General features: G+C 40.0%; 25 protein-coding genes. All 25 read left to right on the top strand.

Annotation, left to right across the window (positions count from 1 at the left end; translation table 11 throughout):
• Position 1 precedes the first annotated feature (1 nt).
• Positions 2–4,621, top strand: coding sequence for a phage tail spike protein (locus AZE41_RS12720; RefSeq protein ID WP_067210001.1), 4,620 nt, complete (start codon positions 2–4; stop codon positions 4,619–4,621).
• On the top strand, positions 4,611–4,829 hold the full coding sequence (locus AZE41_RS12715) for a hypothetical protein (protein ID WP_067209998.1): 219 nt from the start codon (positions 4,611–4,613) through the stop codon (positions 4,827–4,829). Before AZE41_RS12720 ends, AZE41_RS12715 begins: the two co-directional genes overlap by 11 nt.
• Positions 4,830–5,003, top strand: coding sequence for a hypothetical protein (locus AZE41_RS22780; protein WP_156476047.1), 174 nt, complete (start codon positions 4,830–4,832; stop codon positions 5,001–5,003).
• Positions 5,000–5,224 (top strand): hypothetical protein, encoded by a 225-nt coding sequence (locus AZE41_RS12710; protein WP_067209996.1) that lies wholly within the window; start codon positions 5,000–5,002, stop codon positions 5,222–5,224. The genes AZE41_RS22780 and AZE41_RS12710 overlap by 4 nt, the downstream gene beginning before the upstream one ends.
• A gap of 162 nt (positions 5,225–5,386) precedes the next feature.
• Positions 5,387–5,809: a hypothetical protein gene (locus tag AZE41_RS12705; RefSeq protein WP_067209993.1), complete on the top strand. Its 423-nt coding sequence runs from the start codon at positions 5,387–5,389 to the stop codon at positions 5,807–5,809.
• A 175-nt stretch (positions 5,810–5,984) separates the two neighbouring features.
• Positions 5,985–6,515: a hypothetical protein gene (locus AZE41_RS12700; RefSeq protein ID WP_067209991.1), complete on the top strand. Its 531-nt coding sequence runs from the start codon at positions 5,985–5,987 to the stop codon at positions 6,513–6,515.
• Positions 6,516–6,598: 83 nt separating this feature from the next.
• Entirely contained in the window at positions 6,599–7,000 is a 402-nt protein-coding gene (locus AZE41_RS12695) for a hypothetical protein (protein ID WP_067209989.1), read from the top strand.
• A gap of 24 nt (positions 7,001–7,024) precedes the next feature.
• Positions 7,025–7,273 (top strand): phage holin, encoded by a 249-nt coding sequence (locus tag AZE41_RS12690; protein ID WP_067209986.1) that lies wholly within the window; start codon positions 7,025–7,027, stop codon positions 7,271–7,273.
• Positions 7,270–8,550, top strand: a complete 1,281-nt coding sequence (locus AZE41_RS12685; protein WP_067209984.1) for an N-acetylmuramoyl-L-alanine amidase — start codon at positions 7,270–7,272, stop codon at positions 8,548–8,550. The genes AZE41_RS12690 and AZE41_RS12685 overlap by 4 nt, the downstream gene beginning before the upstream one ends.
• Before the next feature lie 212 nt (positions 8,551–8,762).
• Positions 8,763–9,068 carry a helix-turn-helix domain-containing protein gene (locus AZE41_RS12680; RefSeq protein WP_067209981.1) on the top strand — a complete coding sequence of 102 codons (306 nt, stop codon included), beginning with the start codon at positions 8,763–8,765 and terminating at the stop codon, positions 9,066–9,068.
• Between the two features lie 399 nt (positions 9,069–9,467).
• Entirely contained in the window at positions 9,468–9,983 is a 516-nt protein-coding gene (locus tag AZE41_RS12675; protein ID WP_231885674.1) for a sigma-70 family RNA polymerase sigma factor, read from the top strand.
• Complete coding sequence (locus AZE41_RS12670) at positions 9,976–10,812, top strand: hypothetical protein (RefSeq protein ID WP_067209979.1); 837 nt, start codon at positions 9,976–9,978, stop codon at positions 10,810–10,812. Before AZE41_RS12675 ends, AZE41_RS12670 begins: the two co-directional genes overlap by 8 nt.
• Positions 10,813–10,936: 124 nt before the next feature.
• Positions 10,937–11,209, top strand: a complete 273-nt coding sequence (locus tag AZE41_RS12665) for a hypothetical protein (RefSeq protein WP_067209977.1) — start codon at positions 10,937–10,939, stop codon at positions 11,207–11,209.
• Positions 11,210–11,421: 212 nt separating this feature from the next.
• On the top strand, positions 11,422–12,072 hold the full coding sequence (locus tag AZE41_RS12660) for a DUF6241 domain-containing protein (protein WP_067209973.1): 651 nt from the start codon (positions 11,422–11,424) through the stop codon (positions 12,070–12,072).
• Positions 12,073–12,394: 322 nt separating this feature from the next.
• Positions 12,395–12,616 carry a transcriptional regulator gene (locus AZE41_RS12655; RefSeq protein ID WP_067209971.1) on the top strand — a complete coding sequence of 74 codons (222 nt, stop codon included), beginning with the start codon at positions 12,395–12,397 and terminating at the stop codon, positions 12,614–12,616.
• Positions 12,616–12,954, top strand: a complete 339-nt coding sequence (locus tag AZE41_RS12650) for a YolD-like family protein (RefSeq protein WP_067209970.1) — start codon at positions 12,616–12,618, stop codon at positions 12,952–12,954. The genes AZE41_RS12655 and AZE41_RS12650 overlap by 1 nt, the downstream gene beginning before the upstream one ends.
• A gap of 158 nt (positions 12,955–13,112) precedes the next feature.
• Positions 13,113–14,198, top strand: a complete 1,086-nt coding sequence (locus AZE41_RS12645; RefSeq protein ID WP_067209968.1) for an S-layer homology domain-containing protein — start codon at positions 13,113–13,115, stop codon at positions 14,196–14,198.
• 85 nt (positions 14,199–14,283) lie between these two features.
• Positions 14,284–14,538: a YolD-like family protein gene (locus AZE41_RS12640; RefSeq protein WP_156476046.1), complete on the top strand. Its 255-nt coding sequence runs from the start codon at positions 14,284–14,286 to the stop codon at positions 14,536–14,538.
• A 117-nt stretch (positions 14,539–14,655) separates the two neighbouring features.
• Positions 14,656–14,961 carry a hypothetical protein gene (locus AZE41_RS12635; protein WP_067209962.1) on the top strand — a complete coding sequence of 102 codons (306 nt, stop codon included), beginning with the start codon at positions 14,656–14,658 and terminating at the stop codon, positions 14,959–14,961.
• A gap of 308 nt (positions 14,962–15,269) precedes the next feature.
• Positions 15,270–15,563: a competence type IV pilus major pilin ComGC gene (gene comGC / locus AZE41_RS12630; RefSeq protein WP_067209960.1), complete on the top strand. Its 294-nt coding sequence runs from the start codon at positions 15,270–15,272 to the stop codon at positions 15,561–15,563.
• Positions 15,550–15,999 (top strand): type II secretion system protein, encoded by a 450-nt coding sequence (locus tag AZE41_RS12625; protein WP_067209959.1) that lies wholly within the window; start codon positions 15,550–15,552, stop codon positions 15,997–15,999. Before comGC ends, AZE41_RS12625 begins: the two co-directional genes overlap by 14 nt.
• Positions 15,992–16,291, top strand: coding sequence for a hypothetical protein (locus AZE41_RS12620; RefSeq protein ID WP_067209956.1), 300 nt, complete (start codon positions 15,992–15,994; stop codon positions 16,289–16,291). The genes AZE41_RS12625 and AZE41_RS12620 overlap by 8 nt, the downstream gene beginning before the upstream one ends.
• On the top strand, positions 16,276–16,725 hold the full coding sequence (gene comGF, locus AZE41_RS12615; RefSeq protein WP_067209954.1) for a competence type IV pilus minor pilin ComGF: 450 nt from the start codon (positions 16,276–16,278) through the stop codon (positions 16,723–16,725). The genes AZE41_RS12620 and comGF overlap by 16 nt, the downstream gene beginning before the upstream one ends.
• Positions 16,706–16,885, top strand: coding sequence for a hypothetical protein (locus AZE41_RS12610; protein ID WP_067209951.1), 180 nt, complete (start codon positions 16,706–16,708; stop codon positions 16,883–16,885). Before comGF ends, AZE41_RS12610 begins: the two co-directional genes overlap by 20 nt.
• 30 nt (positions 16,886–16,915) lie before the next feature.
• Complete coding sequence (locus tag AZE41_RS12605; protein WP_067209949.1) at positions 16,916–17,431, top strand: shikimate kinase; 516 nt, start codon at positions 16,916–16,918, stop codon at positions 17,429–17,431.
• Positions 17,432–17,506 lie beyond the last annotated feature (75 nt).

The following is a 17,506-nucleotide window of genomic DNA, read 5'->3' as shown; positions in this document are numbered from 1 at the left end:
GATGTCAGAATTACTATTATTTGACCCTCACGACAGTTTATTGGCTGCGCTATCAAACGAAGCGGAAGGGGCTTGCCCATATTGGGATGCTCCATTTAAAGAAGTTGTTAACAATGGCTCAACTTTCGAATTTACATCACCCGCAAGTCATGAGGATTCTAAATATATCGTTGCCGAAAACCAAGTGGCATTCATGGACAAGGACGGCACTTTCAGACTTTTTGTAATCAAAGAACCGGAGAAAATAAACGGTGATAACGGCACCTTGATACGCGCCATTTGCGAGTCGTCAATGCTCGAATTGCGCGACGAGGTAATCGAGGATGTTCGCGCTTATAACACGACCTTATCGACAGCGCTCACGCGGGCGTTGGTAGGCACACGCTGGAAATCCGGTCAGACGGCTGATTTCGGAATCAATTCAACAAATTACTATTATGTAAATGTCGTTGAAGCAATACAGGAGATTATCAACACATGGGGCGGAGAACTCCGTGACCGCATAGAAATCCATGACAACAAAATCACTGGTCGTTACATTGACATACTACCTCGGCGCGGAGCAGACACGGGTAAGTTGTGGGAGATCGACAAGGACATTCTATCCATCTCACATAAAGTCCATTCCTACCCTAAAACAGCATTGTACGGTCGTGGTTCATCCCTTGAAATATTGGGCGACGAGGGCGAGCATACGGGCGGTTATTCAAGAAAAATTAATTTTGCTGATGTCGTATGGAAAATGTCAGAAGGGGATCCCGTTGATAAACCACTAGGTCAAGAGTGGGTGGGCGACCTCGGTGCACTCGCTATATACGGTAGAAAGAATGATGATGGTTCATTGCGTCATCGTTTCGGGTTTCATGACAATGGCGAACAAAAAGACCCCGCACAATTATTAGCAGAAACGTGGGAAATGTTACAAAGGCAGAAACGTCCTATCGAGAATTATACGATGGATGTTTTTTTGTTGGAAGAAATCACGGGACGCGAGCATGAAAAGGTGCGTCTCGGGGATACAACATTCGCTGTTGATCGTTCCTTTGCCGATCCAATTGAAGTGGAAGAAAGAGTAATTTCCTACGAATATGATGTGGCGGATCCCGACAATACGGGGCGCGTTGAACTAGGGCAACATATTGATATATACAGTGGCGACAGCGAGCGTTTGGATAGAATCGAAGCCAAGCTGAATGATAAAGGTGGGATATGGGATCTAGGTGGTGATAGTGGACCCGTAACCGACGAAGACATAAAAAACGTCACACCAGGACAGGTTCTTAATGTCGCTGCAACCGGAGCATTTAAAACAATCATCCTCGAATGGGATTTCGACCGTACTATTTACATTGCAAACTACGAAGTGTACGCCTCCCGAGTTAAGGGATTCACGCCGGATGCACCTAATTTAATTTATCGCGGTAAAACTAGCGGGTACAATCACGACGCTAACACAAATGAACAATGGTATTTTCGTGTGCGCGCTGTCAATACACATGGAGTTGCAGGGGCTTTTTCCACAGAAGTGATGGCACAAACGGGCCGTGTGGTCTCCGATGATATTTTATTCGGACCCGAAATTGCGAAAGAACTAGAAGAATTAAGTAAAGTAGCGGATTTACTTTCAAAAGAAGCCCTGGACAAAATCCGACTACCCAACATTGAATACACCGACGGCAAGACTGCAGCTGAAGAACAAGCACGTATCTTAGCGGCTATCCTTGCCAAACAGGAAGCCGAACATGACGCTACTAATAAAGCTGATGCAGTTAAAACAGCGGCAGCACTTGATGCCAAGGCTAAGGCTGATGCGGCAAGGATTGCGGCGGAAACTTATGCGTTTGTGGAGGCGGGGAAAGCAAAATCGGATGCCATTCAAGCAGCCGCGATGGAAGCTCAGAATAAAATCAACACCGCAAAAAGTTCGTTGGAAGCTGATATTGCACAGAAAGTCGATGCCACTTGGGTAAACGGTCAGCTGGTCACCAAAGCCAATAGAGCTGATACCTATACCAAGGCAGAAACGGATAATGCCGTAAACAGTAAAGTGTCCACTGTAAGTTACACTGCTGACAAAAACGGCATCGTATCGAGGTTGGACGCGGCTGATACAAGTATTAACCAAGTTGCTAACGAGATTGCACTGCGGGCGAAACAGGTTGATTTAGACGCGGTGAAAGGTAGAATGTCAACGGCCGAAGCTAGTCTTGTCGTGCAGTCTGGGCTGATTACGACTAAGGTGAGTCAGGCGGAATTTGACAACCTTGAAATTGGTAGTCGAAATTTATTTAAAGTGAACAGTGGATGGGAGAACGGGCAATATACCTTAGTTTTGGGTAGTCCTCAAACGCCAATAATCGCCCCCACTAGGATTAGATTCACGCCATATATCGAAGCAAAAGCAAATACAAATTACACCTATACAAACTTTGATAAAACCTACGGCATAGCTATTTACGAATATGACATTAATCTTAATTTATTAAAAGATAGTGCTTGGCTGGATAGTAGTACTTTCAAAACATTAAGTGATACGGCATTTTTTAGATTTGTAGGAAGAAAAGCCGACAACTCTGCTCTTACGGTTAGTGATATAAAGAATTTCAGTATTACGTTCGAGCGAGGCGATGCCGGTCGCATCTCGACTGTTGAGACGTTGACTAATCAAACCGCAGCCGATATTCTTTTAAAAGCTAATAGAACAGACGTGTATACCAAGACCGACGCCAACAGTCTATTAAACAATAAAGCTGACAACTCCCGTGTATCTACTGTCGAACAGCGCATCTCAACTGCCGAAGCGTCTTTAAAAGTGGCAAACGATGGCATTGCACTTAAAGCCAGCAAGTCGGATGTTTACACTAGGGGAGAAACGGATACAAAGGTTAGCACTAAAGCCGACGCATCAACAGTTAACTCTTTGACAACGAGAATCTCGAGCGCGGAGGCAAGTCTTACTGTACAAGCAAATCAAATCACTACCAAAGTGAGTCAAACCGATTTTAATAACTTGGGTATTGGTGGACGGAACCTATTTCAGGTAAATAGTGGGTGGGAGAATGGGAGCTATACCACGGTTTTGGGTAGTCCCCAAATACCCACAAGCGCTACGACGAGGATACGGTTTATGCCATATATTAAAGCCGAAGCAAGTACGGATTACACTTATACACATTTTGATAATACCTACGGCATAGTTATTTACGAATATGACGTTAATTTTAATTTATTAAAAGATAGTGCTTGGATAAGTAGCCGCACATTTAAAACATTAAGTGATACAGCATTTTTTAGGTATTTAGGAAGAAAAGCCGACAACTCTGCTCTTACGGTTAGTGATATAAAGAATTTTAGTGTTAAGCTCGAGCGCGGAAACAAAGTCACAGACTGGACACCGGCTCCCGAGGACATCGACGGTGCAATCTCCACAGTTTCAGGCCGCATTTCGACAGCCGAGGGCAGCATCGTAACACTAGCAGGACAAGTCGCGCTGAAAGCCACTCAGTCAAGTGTGGACAGCATCACAGGAAGATTGTCAACGGCTGAAGCAAGCTTGAATGTTTTACCCGGACAAATCAACGCAAAGGTCAGCAAAGACGGTGTAATTGCTGCATTCAACCTATCAACGGAATCAGCTAAATTACAAGCGGCGAAGATTGAACTAGTCGGTGACGTCAGTATAGTAAACGGTCTCACGGTAATCGCAAACCTGGCGGTTGGTAATGCTCAAATCGCTAATGCGGCTATCACAAGCGTTAAAATCGGTGCATTAGCAGTCGGCACAGCGGCAATTGCTAATGGGGCTATTACTAAATTAAAAGTGGGAAATGCGGCGATAGGGACAGCGCAAATTGAAAATTTGGCAGTTACGAATGCACAGATTGGGAACTTAGCGGTTGACGGGGCGAAAATTGCCAATGCGTCGATCACAAATGCCAAAATCGATAGCATTAATGCTAATAAAATTGCGTCAGGAGAGTTAAGAGGTTTCGAAATTGTATCCCCATCTACTTCAGTCGGACAAGTCCGTATTTATAACGGGATGGTAATCAGCGAATGGACAGAAAGCTCGGTAAAGTTAATAACTAGAATGCACCAAAACAAGAAACAATCACTCCTACAGTTCGGCAACTGGGAAACTGGAGCGCAAGCAGAATTGACGCTTGCCGGTACTGGGTTGGAGATATTCTCTCCTACTATAATGCTCTCAGGACACGTCACCTCTAATAGCCTGTCAGTGTTTAACGATTTAAATGTGTACGGTTCTAAGAACGCATCTGTCCCAACATCACAAGGTGTGGTAAGTATTTCAGCTTATGAAACCGCTGAATACTATTTCGGCGATATCGGTCGTGGGACAGTTGCGGAAGGCGAATGTATTATAGAAATCGACCCTTTATTTAAAGAAACCGTCAACACCGACATCGATTACGAAGTCTTCCTGGCACCATACGGGATAGGCTTAATTTACGTTGATTTAGATTCGATGAATGCGGATTCTTTCGTTGTAAAAGGTGACAATATCCCTTTTGTTTATGAAATTAAAGCTAAAAGACGTGGTTTTGAAGATGTGCGGCTCGAAGCTACCCTTGAAAGCGAGGTTGAATCTGTTGCCTATTAAAATGTTGCGTAAAAACGGGGATGGCAATATAGAAGTTTTCTATGTCGACAGCTTCGAGGAAAAACAACTCTACGATACTCGGAGTAAAAAATACAGACAGCTGAATCAAAATTTATCTGAAACCTACAATAAGCAATCTTTGCGTGAACGTCAGAAATTAGCAAGAGAATTAAGAGTTGTCATTACAAAACTAAAGGAGATGGAATAAATGGAAGCACAAGCTGACCACGTCATCACAGACTTGAAAAATCAACTCACAAGGTTAAGTGAGGAAAGGGCAATTTATTTCGCACTTGCCACTCAAAGGGAATTGGACAATCAGCAATTAACAGCAGAAAACGAACAACTAAAATCAGGAAAAGTGGAGGATGATGCAGAATGAATATTCAAATCACAAATGTAAACATGAGCTACAAAGAAGGTCAAATCGTGAGTGTGCAGGTATTTTTCCAGGGGCATGATGATGAACGTACAATTAATCTTAGCGGCTATGTGCCACTGACGGCGGAGGAGTATGCAGGGAATGAGTCTATTGTCAGTCTATCGGCGTTGGTTCGACAGAACGTAGCGAGTCGATTTGCGGAAGTGGGTGAATCTGTATGAAGTCACATTTAACTAATGGCATTCTATTTACTTCTATGATCTGATACTGTGTTAATTGCGATGAAGACGGAGATGATTTGAGAAGAAGGATATTTTTTGGGAATTAGAAGGATTTACTTACCTGTCTGTCGAATATTGGAAGATAGAGGGGGAGATAGTTTTATGATCATAAAAGTTGTAAGAGCAATGGACTGGTGTTTAAACAAATATGTTGACGGTTTTCAACCGAAGGTATTAAACAAAGTAATTAACTTAACAGGTGAACTTTCAAGTGGGACTGGGAATTTATTGAATCTAAGAGCTTTAGAACAGCTCGGAGAACAATTGGAGAGTTTCAACTTCAAAGAGGAAGTTATTGATAAAACTAAGACGGATACTTTAGGGCCCACTGGGGCTTCAGTTGTAAGGTTTTATATTTTATCTTGTATTCCTTTATTTATTAAAGTTGCTAATCAAACAAAAAAGTTAAGGTTAAAAGGACTTGAGGAAGAAGTTATTCTAAAGGAAATCGAGAACGAATTCGGACTGGAATTAAAAATTATGGAAGAAAAAATTGATGAGTTAACTGTCAAACTACAATACTAGAGGATACGTAGTGCGGAACGTCCCCGGGGCGTTCTTTTTCTTTACCTAAAAATATGAAGGTGTGTGGGATGTAAGAAGAATCGACGAGGTAGGTAATATGAATTGTTTATGAATCATGTAAAGTCCTCTTTCAAAGTCGATAGTAAGAACATGGATATAGAAAGAGGGAGATATTGTGTTAGTTATTATTGAGGCGTTGAAAGTTTTAGATGAACACAAATGGTTAATGGCATTACTAGCCATTTTAGGACCATGGGTTATTTATATAATAAAAACGGTAATTGAGAACTTTAATAATATTCAATTAGAAAGAAAATTAAATTCAAATCTAATAAATATTTATCAAGAGTTATTTTTAATCTGCGCTACTTTTGTAAGTATGTTCTTCGTTTTGATAATAACTACTTCGGATGTAAGGGTGGAGTTGGTAGAAAAATCTTCGGATTGGATAGTTTTTATAGCTTATCTTTTAGTTGATATCGTAATCACCTTCATAATAATAGTTGTTCTGAAGGTGATTTTATATTTGATAACACCCAAATATGATTATTATGTGTTGATTAATGAAACTGATGAAAAACCAGAATGGAAATTAATAAAACATAGTGGTAAAAGAGGATATTTGGTTCGAAACAATAAAGGGGTAATCTATTTTATCCAAGATATCTCAACTATTAAATTTAAAGAAGTGAAAAGAGAAAAATAATAAAAAACAGAGTAACTAAGAACGTCCAATCGCGGCGTTCTTTTTCTTTATCCAAAAACAGAGAAAGGGGAGTGAAATGAGGGATGCCAGACGTAACTATAGGATCATCTATGTTTGAAACGGTTAGACATCAAGGCGAACAAATTGATGTCCACGCCATAAAGATTGCGGCGCTAGAAAAATCAGATTTGCACCATGATGAGCGCTTAAGAAACTTAGAAGAAAATGCAATGAAGCTTGAAAATACGGTAATGAGAGAGAATCAAGAAACCCGTTCAACTATGCGTGAGCAAACAGCTAAGTTGTTTACTATCGTTGAGAATGCGATGGGGTATCAATCTGCACGCACAGCGCAAACACATGAATTACGCATGGCTAAACTCAACACATTGTCTACCGTCTTCCTAAAAGTGAGTGGAGGCATCGTGGGTCTGTTGAGTTCTGGCGGTGCGATTTATTATGTGATACAACATTTCTTACCTTAATAAAGTGATGGAGGATGATAAAAGATGGATGACAAACTAAAACAATATGTAGCAATGTTCGGGGGATGGCTATCAGCTGTCCTTTTATTTTTGGGTACACTTAACGTGAAATTTGAATGGTTTAACCAGGAGTCGATTGACGCTTTCGTTGTCGTACTGATTGCGGCCGTACCGTTCTTTCTCATCATTTATGGTGTGTGGAAGAATACGTATCTAGTAAGAAAACGGGCAAAGGAACAGGAGCGAGCACTTAAGCAACGAGGTCTAAAGTGACGGCTTTTATCGATGATTTAGCTCCATATGCAATCAAACACGGGAGGGCTCACGGAGTCCTTCCTTCTTTGATTACTGCGCAGGGGATTCTTGAATCGGCATCCGGGACATCTGAACTGGCCAAGAATGCAAACAACCTTTTCGGAATTAAATCGGGTTCCAGGTGGTCCGGTGATATATATACCAAACAGACTTCAGAGAATAAAGCGGATGGCACTATCTACTATATGGATGCTGATTTTTGTAAATACCCAACCCTTGAAGGATGCGTAATAGATCTGGTCAATAAATACGCCAATGGAACAGGATGGGAGTCTCACAATCGATACGCAGCAGTGTTAAATCAAACAGATTATAAAAAGGCAACAGCTGCAGTTAAAGATGCCGGTTATGCAACAGATGTAAATTATTCTGCAAAGCTTAATAAATTGATTGAGCAATATGAGCTAACTAAATACGATAAAGAAGGTGAGAGTATGGTCAAGATCGTACTAGATGCCGGACATGGTATCAACACATCGGGCAAACGAACACCAGATGGTGAACGGGAATGGTCCTTCAATAGTAAAGTGTTGCTGGCATGTTCAGCTCGATTGAACAAATACCAGGACGTACAGATCCTTAGATTAGATGACTCGACCGGAAACACAGATGTCCCCCTTGCAACACGCACCAATAAGGCGAACGCATGGAAAGCTGATGCGCTCGTTTCTATTCACCACAATGCTTTCGATGGTAAGTGGGGTAGTCACGGCGGTGTCGAAACACTTGTCCAGGAGATTACTGCAAGTAAAGCGTCGAAAGATATTGCGGCAATTATTCAGTCACGCATCGTGCAAGCAATGGGGTTGCGTGATAGGGGGGTGAAGCCCAAAAATAATCATATGACACGAGTATCTAATATGCCAGCCATCTTAACAGAGGGTGGTTTTATGGACTCGACAACTGACATTCCAGCGTTACGATCAGATGCAAAACTAAAAGCTCAGGGTGAGGCTATCGCGGATGGTCTAGCTGAGTACTTCAAGTTGAAATTAAAAGTAGCGGGGACACCCGCACCACCAAAGGAGGAGGATGAGGAATTGAGGTTTTCAAGTGCTACGGTACGCAAAGCTTATGAGAAACTTTTGGAATCCAAAGCTACACAAGAAATCGTAATTAATGGAGGTATCAAAGCGGGTGCATTTGGTGAGTTGTGGCGCTCAAAATGGGAGAATAAAGAGTTAGAACCCGATGACATAGTAGGTCTAGCTGTTTTGTTCGCTACAAAAAAATAAGACGAATGTAAAAAGCGGCTCCTCCACAGATTGGATTGTGGATTGGCCGCTTTTTTTGTTTAAGCGAGTTTGCAAGGTTCCAACTTTACCCATAGAATAAAGGCTAAAGAATTGAATAATAGATTAATAGGAGGGGCGTCTTTATTGGTATTTTAAATAATCCTGTAACTACAAATAAAGAAGATGCAGGAATCTTGGAAGGACGGACAATTATGAAGGAAAAGAGTGAGATCTTTTTAAAGCTATATTCTTTATTATTTGGGTCAGGGATGGCCAAAGATTTGAGACCTGTAAATTGCACGACGCTGCTTGCGATAGCGTCATTCATAGACGACAAGGGAAACTGTTGCCCGACACAAGTACACATTGCTGAAATCACAGGCATGTCTACAGCTACTGTAAATAAAGCCGTTAATGCTTTACTGAAGTTCAAAGTAAATGGGAAATCAATAATTACACGAGAATTTGTTCAGCAAGCACAATTTACATACTCCTACTACACTTTTCACCTGATTTGACGGTTTACATATGTAATGTAGGGAGAACTTAGACGCACAGGTCTTCACATTAAAAAGATTAAATATTTCTTATTAAAAGGTTGCTTTACTGGAACAACAGTAATGCTTTTCTTATTGAACTAACGGGGCAGGTTAGTTCAATAAGCATATGTAAAGTTGAATGATATTGTTTCATATTACAAAATAGACTGCATTTTCATGATGTATAATATTGGGTAATATACAAGTATTCAAAAGGCGCGGACGAAGTTCATCAACATGAGAAAAGGTTTGTCGGAATGGACAATCTCATTTTATGGTTACTAGGTTATGTGTAGTAAAGAATTACATTTTGATGAGAATATTTTAGACTTTTGTGTTTTTGGAATCGTCTAATAAGTAGAAAGGGGACTACTTATTGTGCAACTAGAGGATATAAGCTTTCGAGCGATCATTCATGAACATAATGATTATTTGCTTCAGCTCAGTTATCTATATGTGAAAGATTGGGATGCAGCAGAGGATATTGTACAAGATGTGTTTATCAACTATTGGATAAAGTCGGAGCAATTTCAAGCGCAATCCAGCTTGCGAACGTACTTAACGCGAATGGCTATTAATCGATGCAAGGATTATTTGAAAAGTTGGCGATACAGGACGCAAACACTGACCAATATTTTCCCTGGAAAGATTCAGCTGAAAAATCAACTCATTATGCGAGACGAACAATTGATTGTGGCCGATGCCGTATTAACATTGCCGATTCAATTTCGAGAAGTCATTATTCTTTATTATTTCAAAGAATTAACCATACGTGAAATCGCAAAGATCATACATACATCAGAAAGTACGATTAAATATCGGTTGAAAATAGCAAAAGAGCGTTTAAAGAAAAAGTTAGTAACTCAACAATGGGAGGTGCTGAAAAGTGAATGAAATTAAACGACAACTACAAATGAAAATCGGTGATACGGCACAACAGCAGCAAAATGTGATACGGAAAATCAATGAACGATATCCAATGCGTGAAAAAAAGAAGAAACCCCTTTTCCCGGCCGTAGCCAGTCTAGCGCTATTAGTGGCAACCTGTCTATTTGTCTTTTCATTTATAGGGGAGGAAGAGTTGAGGACGCCCGCGATGAATGATGTGTCGATACCGATTGCGGAGGAGAAAGAAAGTACGTTCGATACGAATGAGGTGCTGACACCGATTACGGAGGAACAGAAGCAGCAGTATTATCAGCAGTATGTTGAAATAGTGGAGAAAGCAATGGAAAAGAAGACCGGTCTTTCGATTGGCGTTGCACCCATAGAGGAATTTAAAGAATCCGATTGGGTAGAACCGGCGGAATTTGAAAAAAGAATTCAATATGGGGAGGAAGTGTTCTTAGCAACGGAACGCGAAAAACTTGCTGCCGTATCTAATGATTTAAAGCCTGCTGTAACCCATCCAAATGGCGAAACAACTAAAGCCAAGTATCTATATTTTCCTGATATATTAGAGGAAATTGAAGTCACAGCGATATTCGATACACAGCTCGATGAGGATAAAAGTCGTCAATTATTTAGCAATGTGAGTGCGATTTCAACAAAAATTGTTAGCAGTTCTGGTAAGTGGGAGCAAACATTTCAGAAAGCTACTTTACTAGACGGTGGACGAACATATCGTATCTACATTGAAGGGATTTTCGATTTGAATAACCTAACATTTGAAAAAGCATTTACAATTGAATTCCAATGTGATGAATTTGGGAATATATATTAATAGTGTTTTTATTGAACTAACGGGGCAGGTTAGTTGAATAGGTAGTTTTTTTTGGAAGAGTATCAAAGCAGTAATTCAAAGTGGGATTTCAAATGGCAGTTTGAATAATTGGGAGGGGATTAAAATGGAAACGTCTGACTTGATTTTTCTGTTATTTGTTCCATTTTTCGTAATGTTTATTTGGCAATTCTATAATCCAAAGAAAGCGATATTAAGAGGACAAGTATTTTTTCTTTTGCGATGTTATCAACCTAAAGATTTATTTGGAAAGCGGAGGCGACACACCCCGGAAGAAGGTATAGATGTTACTGAAAAAGAAATTAAGCAGGTAAAAGTTAGTTCTGTTGTGGGTGTAATATTATTATCAATAATAATGATTGTTATTATCCTAATATAAATAAGGGTGCCGTAAAGGAAAAACGATGCATGTTACAGCAGAATTTTACCGTTATAGCGATTATACAGGTAAAATTGTTTCAAGTGCTTCGCATATTTTCTACCAAGGTTAATCGTAAATACAAAAAGAGTCTCCTGTCTATCAGGTTTTATGTACACAGTCAATTATATATGGTGCTTTTGGTTGAAATTGAAAATTGAGGTGATTGAAAAATGAAGGTTGCTCATGTTTTAGGAATAACTTTTTTAACAGCAGTAATTAGTATAGGTGGCACGTACTTCTATACGGAAAGGGTTCATAATAATGAACTTTTGACAGTGAATAGTAGTTCTGAAAATGAACGACAGAGCAGTGAAATGACGGATGAAACAAGCGATAAAAAGGAATTTATATCAACGGTTGATACGAGTGGTGGTGGTTGGGAAGATGTTACCCATTCTAACTGGATTGATGAATGGAAAAGTGGCGTAAAATCGCTTTCTGAAAGTGTAATAGAACCTCTTTCTGAAAGTTTAATGCAAGAATTTATTCAAGAAATGGCCCATCAAAAGATTATTGCGGATGAAAAAGAAGGTTCGATTATGATAACGCCTGAACGAATCGACACTTTGAAGCAACTGGTGGAAGAAAATAAAGGGAAGTATGAACACGCTGATGCCTATTTAGAGGTGTTAAATCGTTGGGGGAACGGTGATTTCTCAATGGTTGATTATGACCATAATTTGGTGATGTATCTTCAACACTCAAAACTTTCGGATGGTATCGCAAAAGGGATTGCATCCAAGGAGCAAGAAATACATTACATATTCCATGTCTTTGCAAAAGAGGTCGATGACGTATTAGGTAGTGATGAAAAAAAATAAGTCTTTTTATGCATGATTTATACAGTCAAGCAGAGACGCATCTGGTTGCGACACCAGTTATAGCAACGATGTATAAAACACTGAATAGATGTGGGAAAATGAACGAAATGTAGTGTTAGTGGGGGTTCGGGCGTTTTTTTAACTTCCGTTATCTGGTGTTATGTTAACCTGTGTATATTGGGTGAATAGAGTTGTGGCACTATTCTCCCAATATCTAACATGTACCATTTCAATGGTTATTTGGTAATATTTAATAACTTCTACTATCCAGTTGTAATAAGAACAATCGTTCGATATACTAAACCGAAAGGAGGGAACGAGTGTGCGTAATCAATTAGTTAAGTCAGTGGAATACAGTGAACACCTAGATATGATGTACATGGCTGCAGACGGTTCAATCAGCAAACGAAGAATCAACGTACTGCAGGTCGGAGAGGTATCGTTCCGTGCTTACTGTTTTCTACGCAAATCCAAGCGAACTTTCACAATTGACAACGTGTTAGCACTTGTTCCCATCGTACATAAAGAAAGGTCGGTTATTTAATGGATAGAATTCGTGATCGTGGAAATATCAAATGGGCCGGTCTAATGCTGCCAGAGCACGTAATCGCTTTGCGTAAACATGCAGAAATGGAAAATTATATTGAGCGTCCATATTTGGATGACTGGGAGCTCGAAGCGATCCAGATGGAAATTGAAATTGCATATAAAAGTGGAAGCAATATTTCAGTTTCGACTTGGTGCAAAGGGCGTATTAATCCGTATAATGGTAAAATTTTAAAACTGGATCATCGACTTAATTTAATTTCAATAGAAGGGCCATTTGGTGATGAGCGAATTCCGGTTGCGGATGTCATTAGGGCGGATTTGATGGAATATTAAACAGGGAAAGGCGCCCATTCCATTCCAGAGCGGACGCCTTTTTTGATTTAAAGCAGTTTTTAATTAGAAAATAGCTGTCAACCATTTCATACAAGTATAGCCATTTGATGAGTTCTTCTGTATCATGTCACCAAGATGATTAATTAGGAGGATACAAAATGAGTAGGAAATTATTCGTAGCATCACTTGCAGCAGCGTTCACATTACCAGCAGTAATCGTGCCCATACACACAGAAGCAGCAGTAAAAGACTTTAGGGATGTCCTAAAAAATAGTCCGTACTACAACGAAATCACCGCAATGGCTGATCAAGGAATCATCTTCGGGTACACGGACGGAACGTTCAAACCAAATGACGTTATCCTACGTCGTCACGCGGCGGCACTGGTAAATCGTGCGAAAGGGAAAATATTATCGAAGACGACAGCCTATGTTAAGTTCAAAGACGTCCCCGAGTCCCACCCGAACTACGCCGATATCCGTGCATTACAACAAGCGGGAATTTTCACTCCGGACAGTAAGGGTAATTTCAGCCCCAACAAACCGCTTACTCGGGTAGAGATGGCTAAAGTGTTAGTGATGGCATTTGACCTTGAAATCAAGTCAGTCCATAACTTCCCGGACGTTCCGACGAGCAGTGAGAATAGCGAGTACGTCCAAGCTATTTACTCGAATGGTATCACAGTTGGTAGTAATGGTAAATTCCTTCCGAATGAATCACTAAGCAGGGCGCATTATGCGGTATTCATGCACAGAGCAATGAATATGGACGTGAACTTCGTCGCTCCACCTATAACGAAGCCAACTCCGACTCCACAACCTGGTGGTGGAAAAGTTTACCCTGACGGATGGGTTGCACCAGTGTTGAAGTCAGCTTGGAGCTCTAAGGATGGTGTAAACTCACTAACACTTCAAAATGAACTTGGGTTTAAAGAAGATGGTAGTATTTTTGGTATTAAAGGTAAATCAAAAGTTATTACCGTCGTTGGTCAAAGCTCTTCATCCCCTATTGAAGTGGAACTTGTTTTCTATGGGTGGACAGATAAAGCTTTACCAGAATCTTATCGTGTTCCAGTAGTAGCAAAAGAGCTTTTTAAGCTATATTTCGGAAATGATGCCATTCGTGTTTGGAATTATGCTAATAACAATGATATTCCAGAACAGTTCAAAGCTAACGGAAGAAATGTAAAAGTAATATACAGCGAAGCTGTTGGAGCTATTGTTTTCCAAGTAGGTAGAAAGTGAAATTTGTAAAAACAGATATAAATACTGAGAAATTGCTCATAGCATTTTTGTTATTTCATAATTTTAAAAAAGGTATATATGATACATAAGAAAGAGAATATACATTGAACGTCCAGAGCTAGATGATTTTGATTTGCAGGCTATCCAGCACGAAACAGAAGTTGCACAAAAAAGGGAATGCACAGTACACGTAAAGTTTTGGGATAAAGGTAAAGCCGTTTTTTACATGGGCGTCATTCGAGAAGTAAATGTTGAGGCGATGTGGATTACGGTTGATAGTCCGTTTGGGAGGGACCGTATGCCGGTGAAGGATATTATAAGTGTCCAATGCGCAGAATAACGCCTAGAAGCCCTTTCCTGTCTTGGATTGGGCTTTTTATTTGTCGTTAATTGTCGAAATATTATAAAAGGACTTACTTCCCACCTGTCGAATAGTGATAATAGGAGGGATGTAAATATGAAATGCATGGTATGTGAAACGTTGTTTAGCCCATCGGACATACTTGTAATGGAGGATGACGAGTTGCCGATTTGTGAAAAATGTGATTGGAAAGAACACTACATTCTCGTTGAATATGACGGAAAGGAAGATTTGCTTGATCATTTGAAAATAAAGGTTCATAAAAAAAGAAGATGTTCGTATTGCGATCGCGGCCTAGTAGAATTACATAGTATTAAATTTGGGAATCCAATTGCAGCCGTTGTTTGTTGTGACGACTGTAAAAAGGAAGATAAAATGAACATATATTTACGTATGACTTAATTTGAAAAAAGAGAGGGTTAATCTCACCTGAAAAAAACAGCCACCAGCTCGATTGAGAAGGTGGCTGTTTTTATTATTATCTTTTCCTGAGCTTATACATAGAAGGTTTTCAATAAATGTGGTCTTTTTTCGTGAAACCACATTTCCGACCACGTTAATGTGGTCTATTTTGTGGTCCGCTCACAATTAAATCACAAAAATAGACTAGCAAGGAAGAGCGCAGAAAAGAAAAGCGATGCAAAAACGCTCTACACCGGATTTCGATAACCGAATTCATGATGTGAAAATGACAGGGAAAGTTGTTTTAAATGATGATCGTTCTCTTGATTATTTCGGTTCTCATTCTCATTGCAATCCCGAATGTCACAAAGCATTCTAAGTCAATTGATGAAAAGGGGTGTGATGCTTATATGCAAATGGTTCAAGGACAAATTGAGGCGTTTAAAATGGATGAAAAACATCTGCCGACCTCCCTTGCAGAAATGACTGAAAAGGAATATCTGCCCGAAAATGCACAGTGCCCTGATGGAACGCAATTGTCAATTGATGGAGATGGGAAAGTGGATAAGGTGGGGGGAACCGCCAGTTTTGGAGCAGACTAAGGAAAGTGGATTCACGTTCCTTGAAATGGTTCTAGTATTAGCTGTTTTGTCAATTATAACAGCAATCATTTTGCCTATAGGTGACAAATGGATACAAGCTGAATCTGAGGATGACGCGCTTCAAGCATTTATAGCTACTGTCTATAATTTACAAGCTTATTCGATGGCAAACTATGTAGCAACAGGATTGCAATTCAAGGATTCGGGAACTGAATATATCACATCTTATTTGGTGGACGGGGAAGTGAAAGTTGAAGTTGCACGAAACGTTTTTCCTAATGGGATGCGTTTGGCAGGCACGAGCCAATTGAAGGCGATTGAATTTCGTGGAAATGGAGATATCCTGAAGTCTGGTACAATGGCATTCTTAACGAGTTCCGGAATTATCGAAATACGATTTCAATTTCAGCGTGGAAGGATGATTATCTATGAATGAAGGGGGATACTCATGGCCGGAAGCGGTACTTACATTGACGATTGTGATTGTAATATTTGGGACACTACTTCCATTTGCTTCAATAGTGACCTCAAAGTTACAAATGAAGAAGGCGCATATGTATGCGGCGGAAACTACTCATCAAGGGGCTATTTATTTTAGAGCGTATGGTTTGATGGAGGGTGTCCGTCAAGTTGATGGAGTGGATTATCATTGGACTATTGACGGACAATCGGTTTGTGTGTCTTATGAGATAGTCGAGAAGGTGTTCAATAAATGCGTTCATTCGTGAAGAAACCAAATGAACAAGGCTATACATTTTTAGAAAGTATCTTTCAACTAATCATCATGACCATTTTCATTCATCTATTCCTATTATTTTTCTTCTGGAAAGGCTCGATAGAACAACACTATACAGATTACTCATCAACTGAATGGGAATTATTCTCGGCCGATTTACAATACCTTCTATCTGACGTCAACGAAATCCGATTGGTTAACGGTGGAAGTGCAATCCGGCTTAAGAACAATCGGGGGCTGATTGATATTGAACAAAGCGGAACAGTTATCCGGAAGCGAGTAGACACAACCGGGCATATTCCATTAGTTACAGGAGTAAAGGCAGTCACGTTTACATTTGATGGAATAACTATAACTGCTAATGTGACAATGTTGAATGACTCCATTAAAGTAAGGGGTTTTGCGGTTGGATTTTATACGAAATGAACATGGCGCCATACTTGCGGCCGCAATTATTTTATTATTTTTCGTTAGTCTCTTTCTTTTCTCCCTCGTTTCATGGCATGATAGTATTCAAAGAAGTTATGATTCGCTTGAAACGTATTATGAAAACGAAACGGTGAGAACAATGAAACGGAACGGATAAAACTATTCGTTCTGCCAAGTGGGTGATGACATGAAAAAAGTGTATTTGATTGGCTATATGGGGTGTGGGAAGAGTGCGATCGGTAAACGACTCAGCTTTGCGACGAAAATGCCATATTATGATATGGATACTGAAATCGTGAGGATGACTGGTTTGACGATCCCCCAAATATTTGAAATGTATGGTGAAGAACGTTTTCGTGAAATGGAAACGGAGTTCCTTCGCACGTTCCGTGATGAATTTTGTATCATTGCGACAGGTGGTGGTGTGGCGATGCGTAAAGAAAATAGGGAGATTATGCGGGAAACAGGTCTTGTCTTTTTTCTGAATGCTCCGTTTCGTGACATATGGCGACGGATTTCCACGGACCGAAACCGTCCGATTGTACAAAGATCGACACGCTCCGACCTTGAACAGTTGTTTAATAATCGAAAACCTCAATATCTACAAGGTGCACATTTTAAAGTCGAAACGGAAAATCGATCTTTGCGTGACATTGTGGATTATATCGCATTCCAAATAGGAAGACTTAAAGGGGAAATATAAATGAAGACGAAAATAAACCACCGATTATCGTTTTCTTATTCCTTTAATTGGACGAAAATTTAATTAATGACCAAA

It is taken from the genome of Sporosarcina psychrophila (assembly GCF_001590685.1).
Lineage (GTDB): Bacteria > Bacillota > Bacilli > Bacillales_A > Planococcaceae > Sporosarcina > Sporosarcina psychrophila.
Note: the sequence above shows the minus strand (reverse complement) of the source record. Positions and strands in the feature narration are given on the sequence as shown.

Coding starts and splice junctions, on each gene's coding strand:
- AZE41_RS12635 (WP_067209962.1), top strand. CDS start 14,656: ATGAAATGCATGGTATGTGAAACGTTGTTTAGCCCATCGGACATACTT.
- AZE41_RS12660 (WP_067209973.1), top strand. CDS start 11,422: ATGAAGGTTGCTCATGTTTTAGGAATAACTTTTTTAACAGCAGTAATT.
- AZE41_RS22780 (WP_156476047.1), top strand. CDS start 4,830: ATGGAAGCACAAGCTGACCACGTCATCACAGACTTGAAAAATCAACTC.
- AZE41_RS12680 (WP_067209981.1), top strand. CDS start 8,763: ATGAAGGAAAAGAGTGAGATCTTTTTAAAGCTATATTCTTTATTATTT.
- AZE41_RS12665 (WP_067209977.1), top strand. CDS start 10,937: ATGGAAACGTCTGACTTGATTTTTCTGTTATTTGTTCCATTTTTCGTA.
- AZE41_RS12650 (WP_067209970.1), top strand. CDS start 12,616: ATGGATAGAATTCGTGATCGTGGAAATATCAAATGGGCCGGTCTAATG.
- comGC (WP_067209960.1), top strand. CDS start 15,270: ATGATGATCGTTCTCTTGATTATTTCGGTTCTCATTCTCATTGCAATC.
- AZE41_RS12710 (WP_067209996.1), top strand. CDS start 5,000: ATGAATATTCAAATCACAAATGTAAACATGAGCTACAAAGAAGGTCAA.
- AZE41_RS12720 (WP_067210001.1), top strand. CDS start 2: ATGTCAGAATTACTATTATTTGACCCTCACGACAGTTTATTGGCTGCG.
- AZE41_RS12695 (WP_067209989.1), top strand. CDS start 6,599: ATGCCAGACGTAACTATAGGATCATCTATGTTTGAAACGGTTAGACAT.
- AZE41_RS12645 (WP_067209968.1), top strand. CDS start 13,113: ATGAGTAGGAAATTATTCGTAGCATCACTTGCAGCAGCGTTCACATTA.
- AZE41_RS12690 (WP_067209986.1), top strand. CDS start 7,025: ATGGATGACAAACTAAAACAATATGTAGCAATGTTCGGGGGATGGCTA.
- comGF (WP_067209954.1), top strand. CDS start 16,276: ATGCGTTCATTCGTGAAGAAACCAAATGAACAAGGCTATACATTTTTA.
- AZE41_RS12605 (WP_067209949.1), top strand. CDS start 16,916: ATGAAAAAAGTGTATTTGATTGGCTATATGGGGTGTGGGAAGAGTGCG.
- AZE41_RS12620 (WP_067209956.1), top strand. CDS start 15,992: ATGAATGAAGGGGGATACTCATGGCCGGAAGCGGTACTTACATTGACG.
- AZE41_RS12705 (WP_067209993.1), top strand. CDS start 5,387: ATGATCATAAAAGTTGTAAGAGCAATGGACTGGTGTTTAAACAAATAT.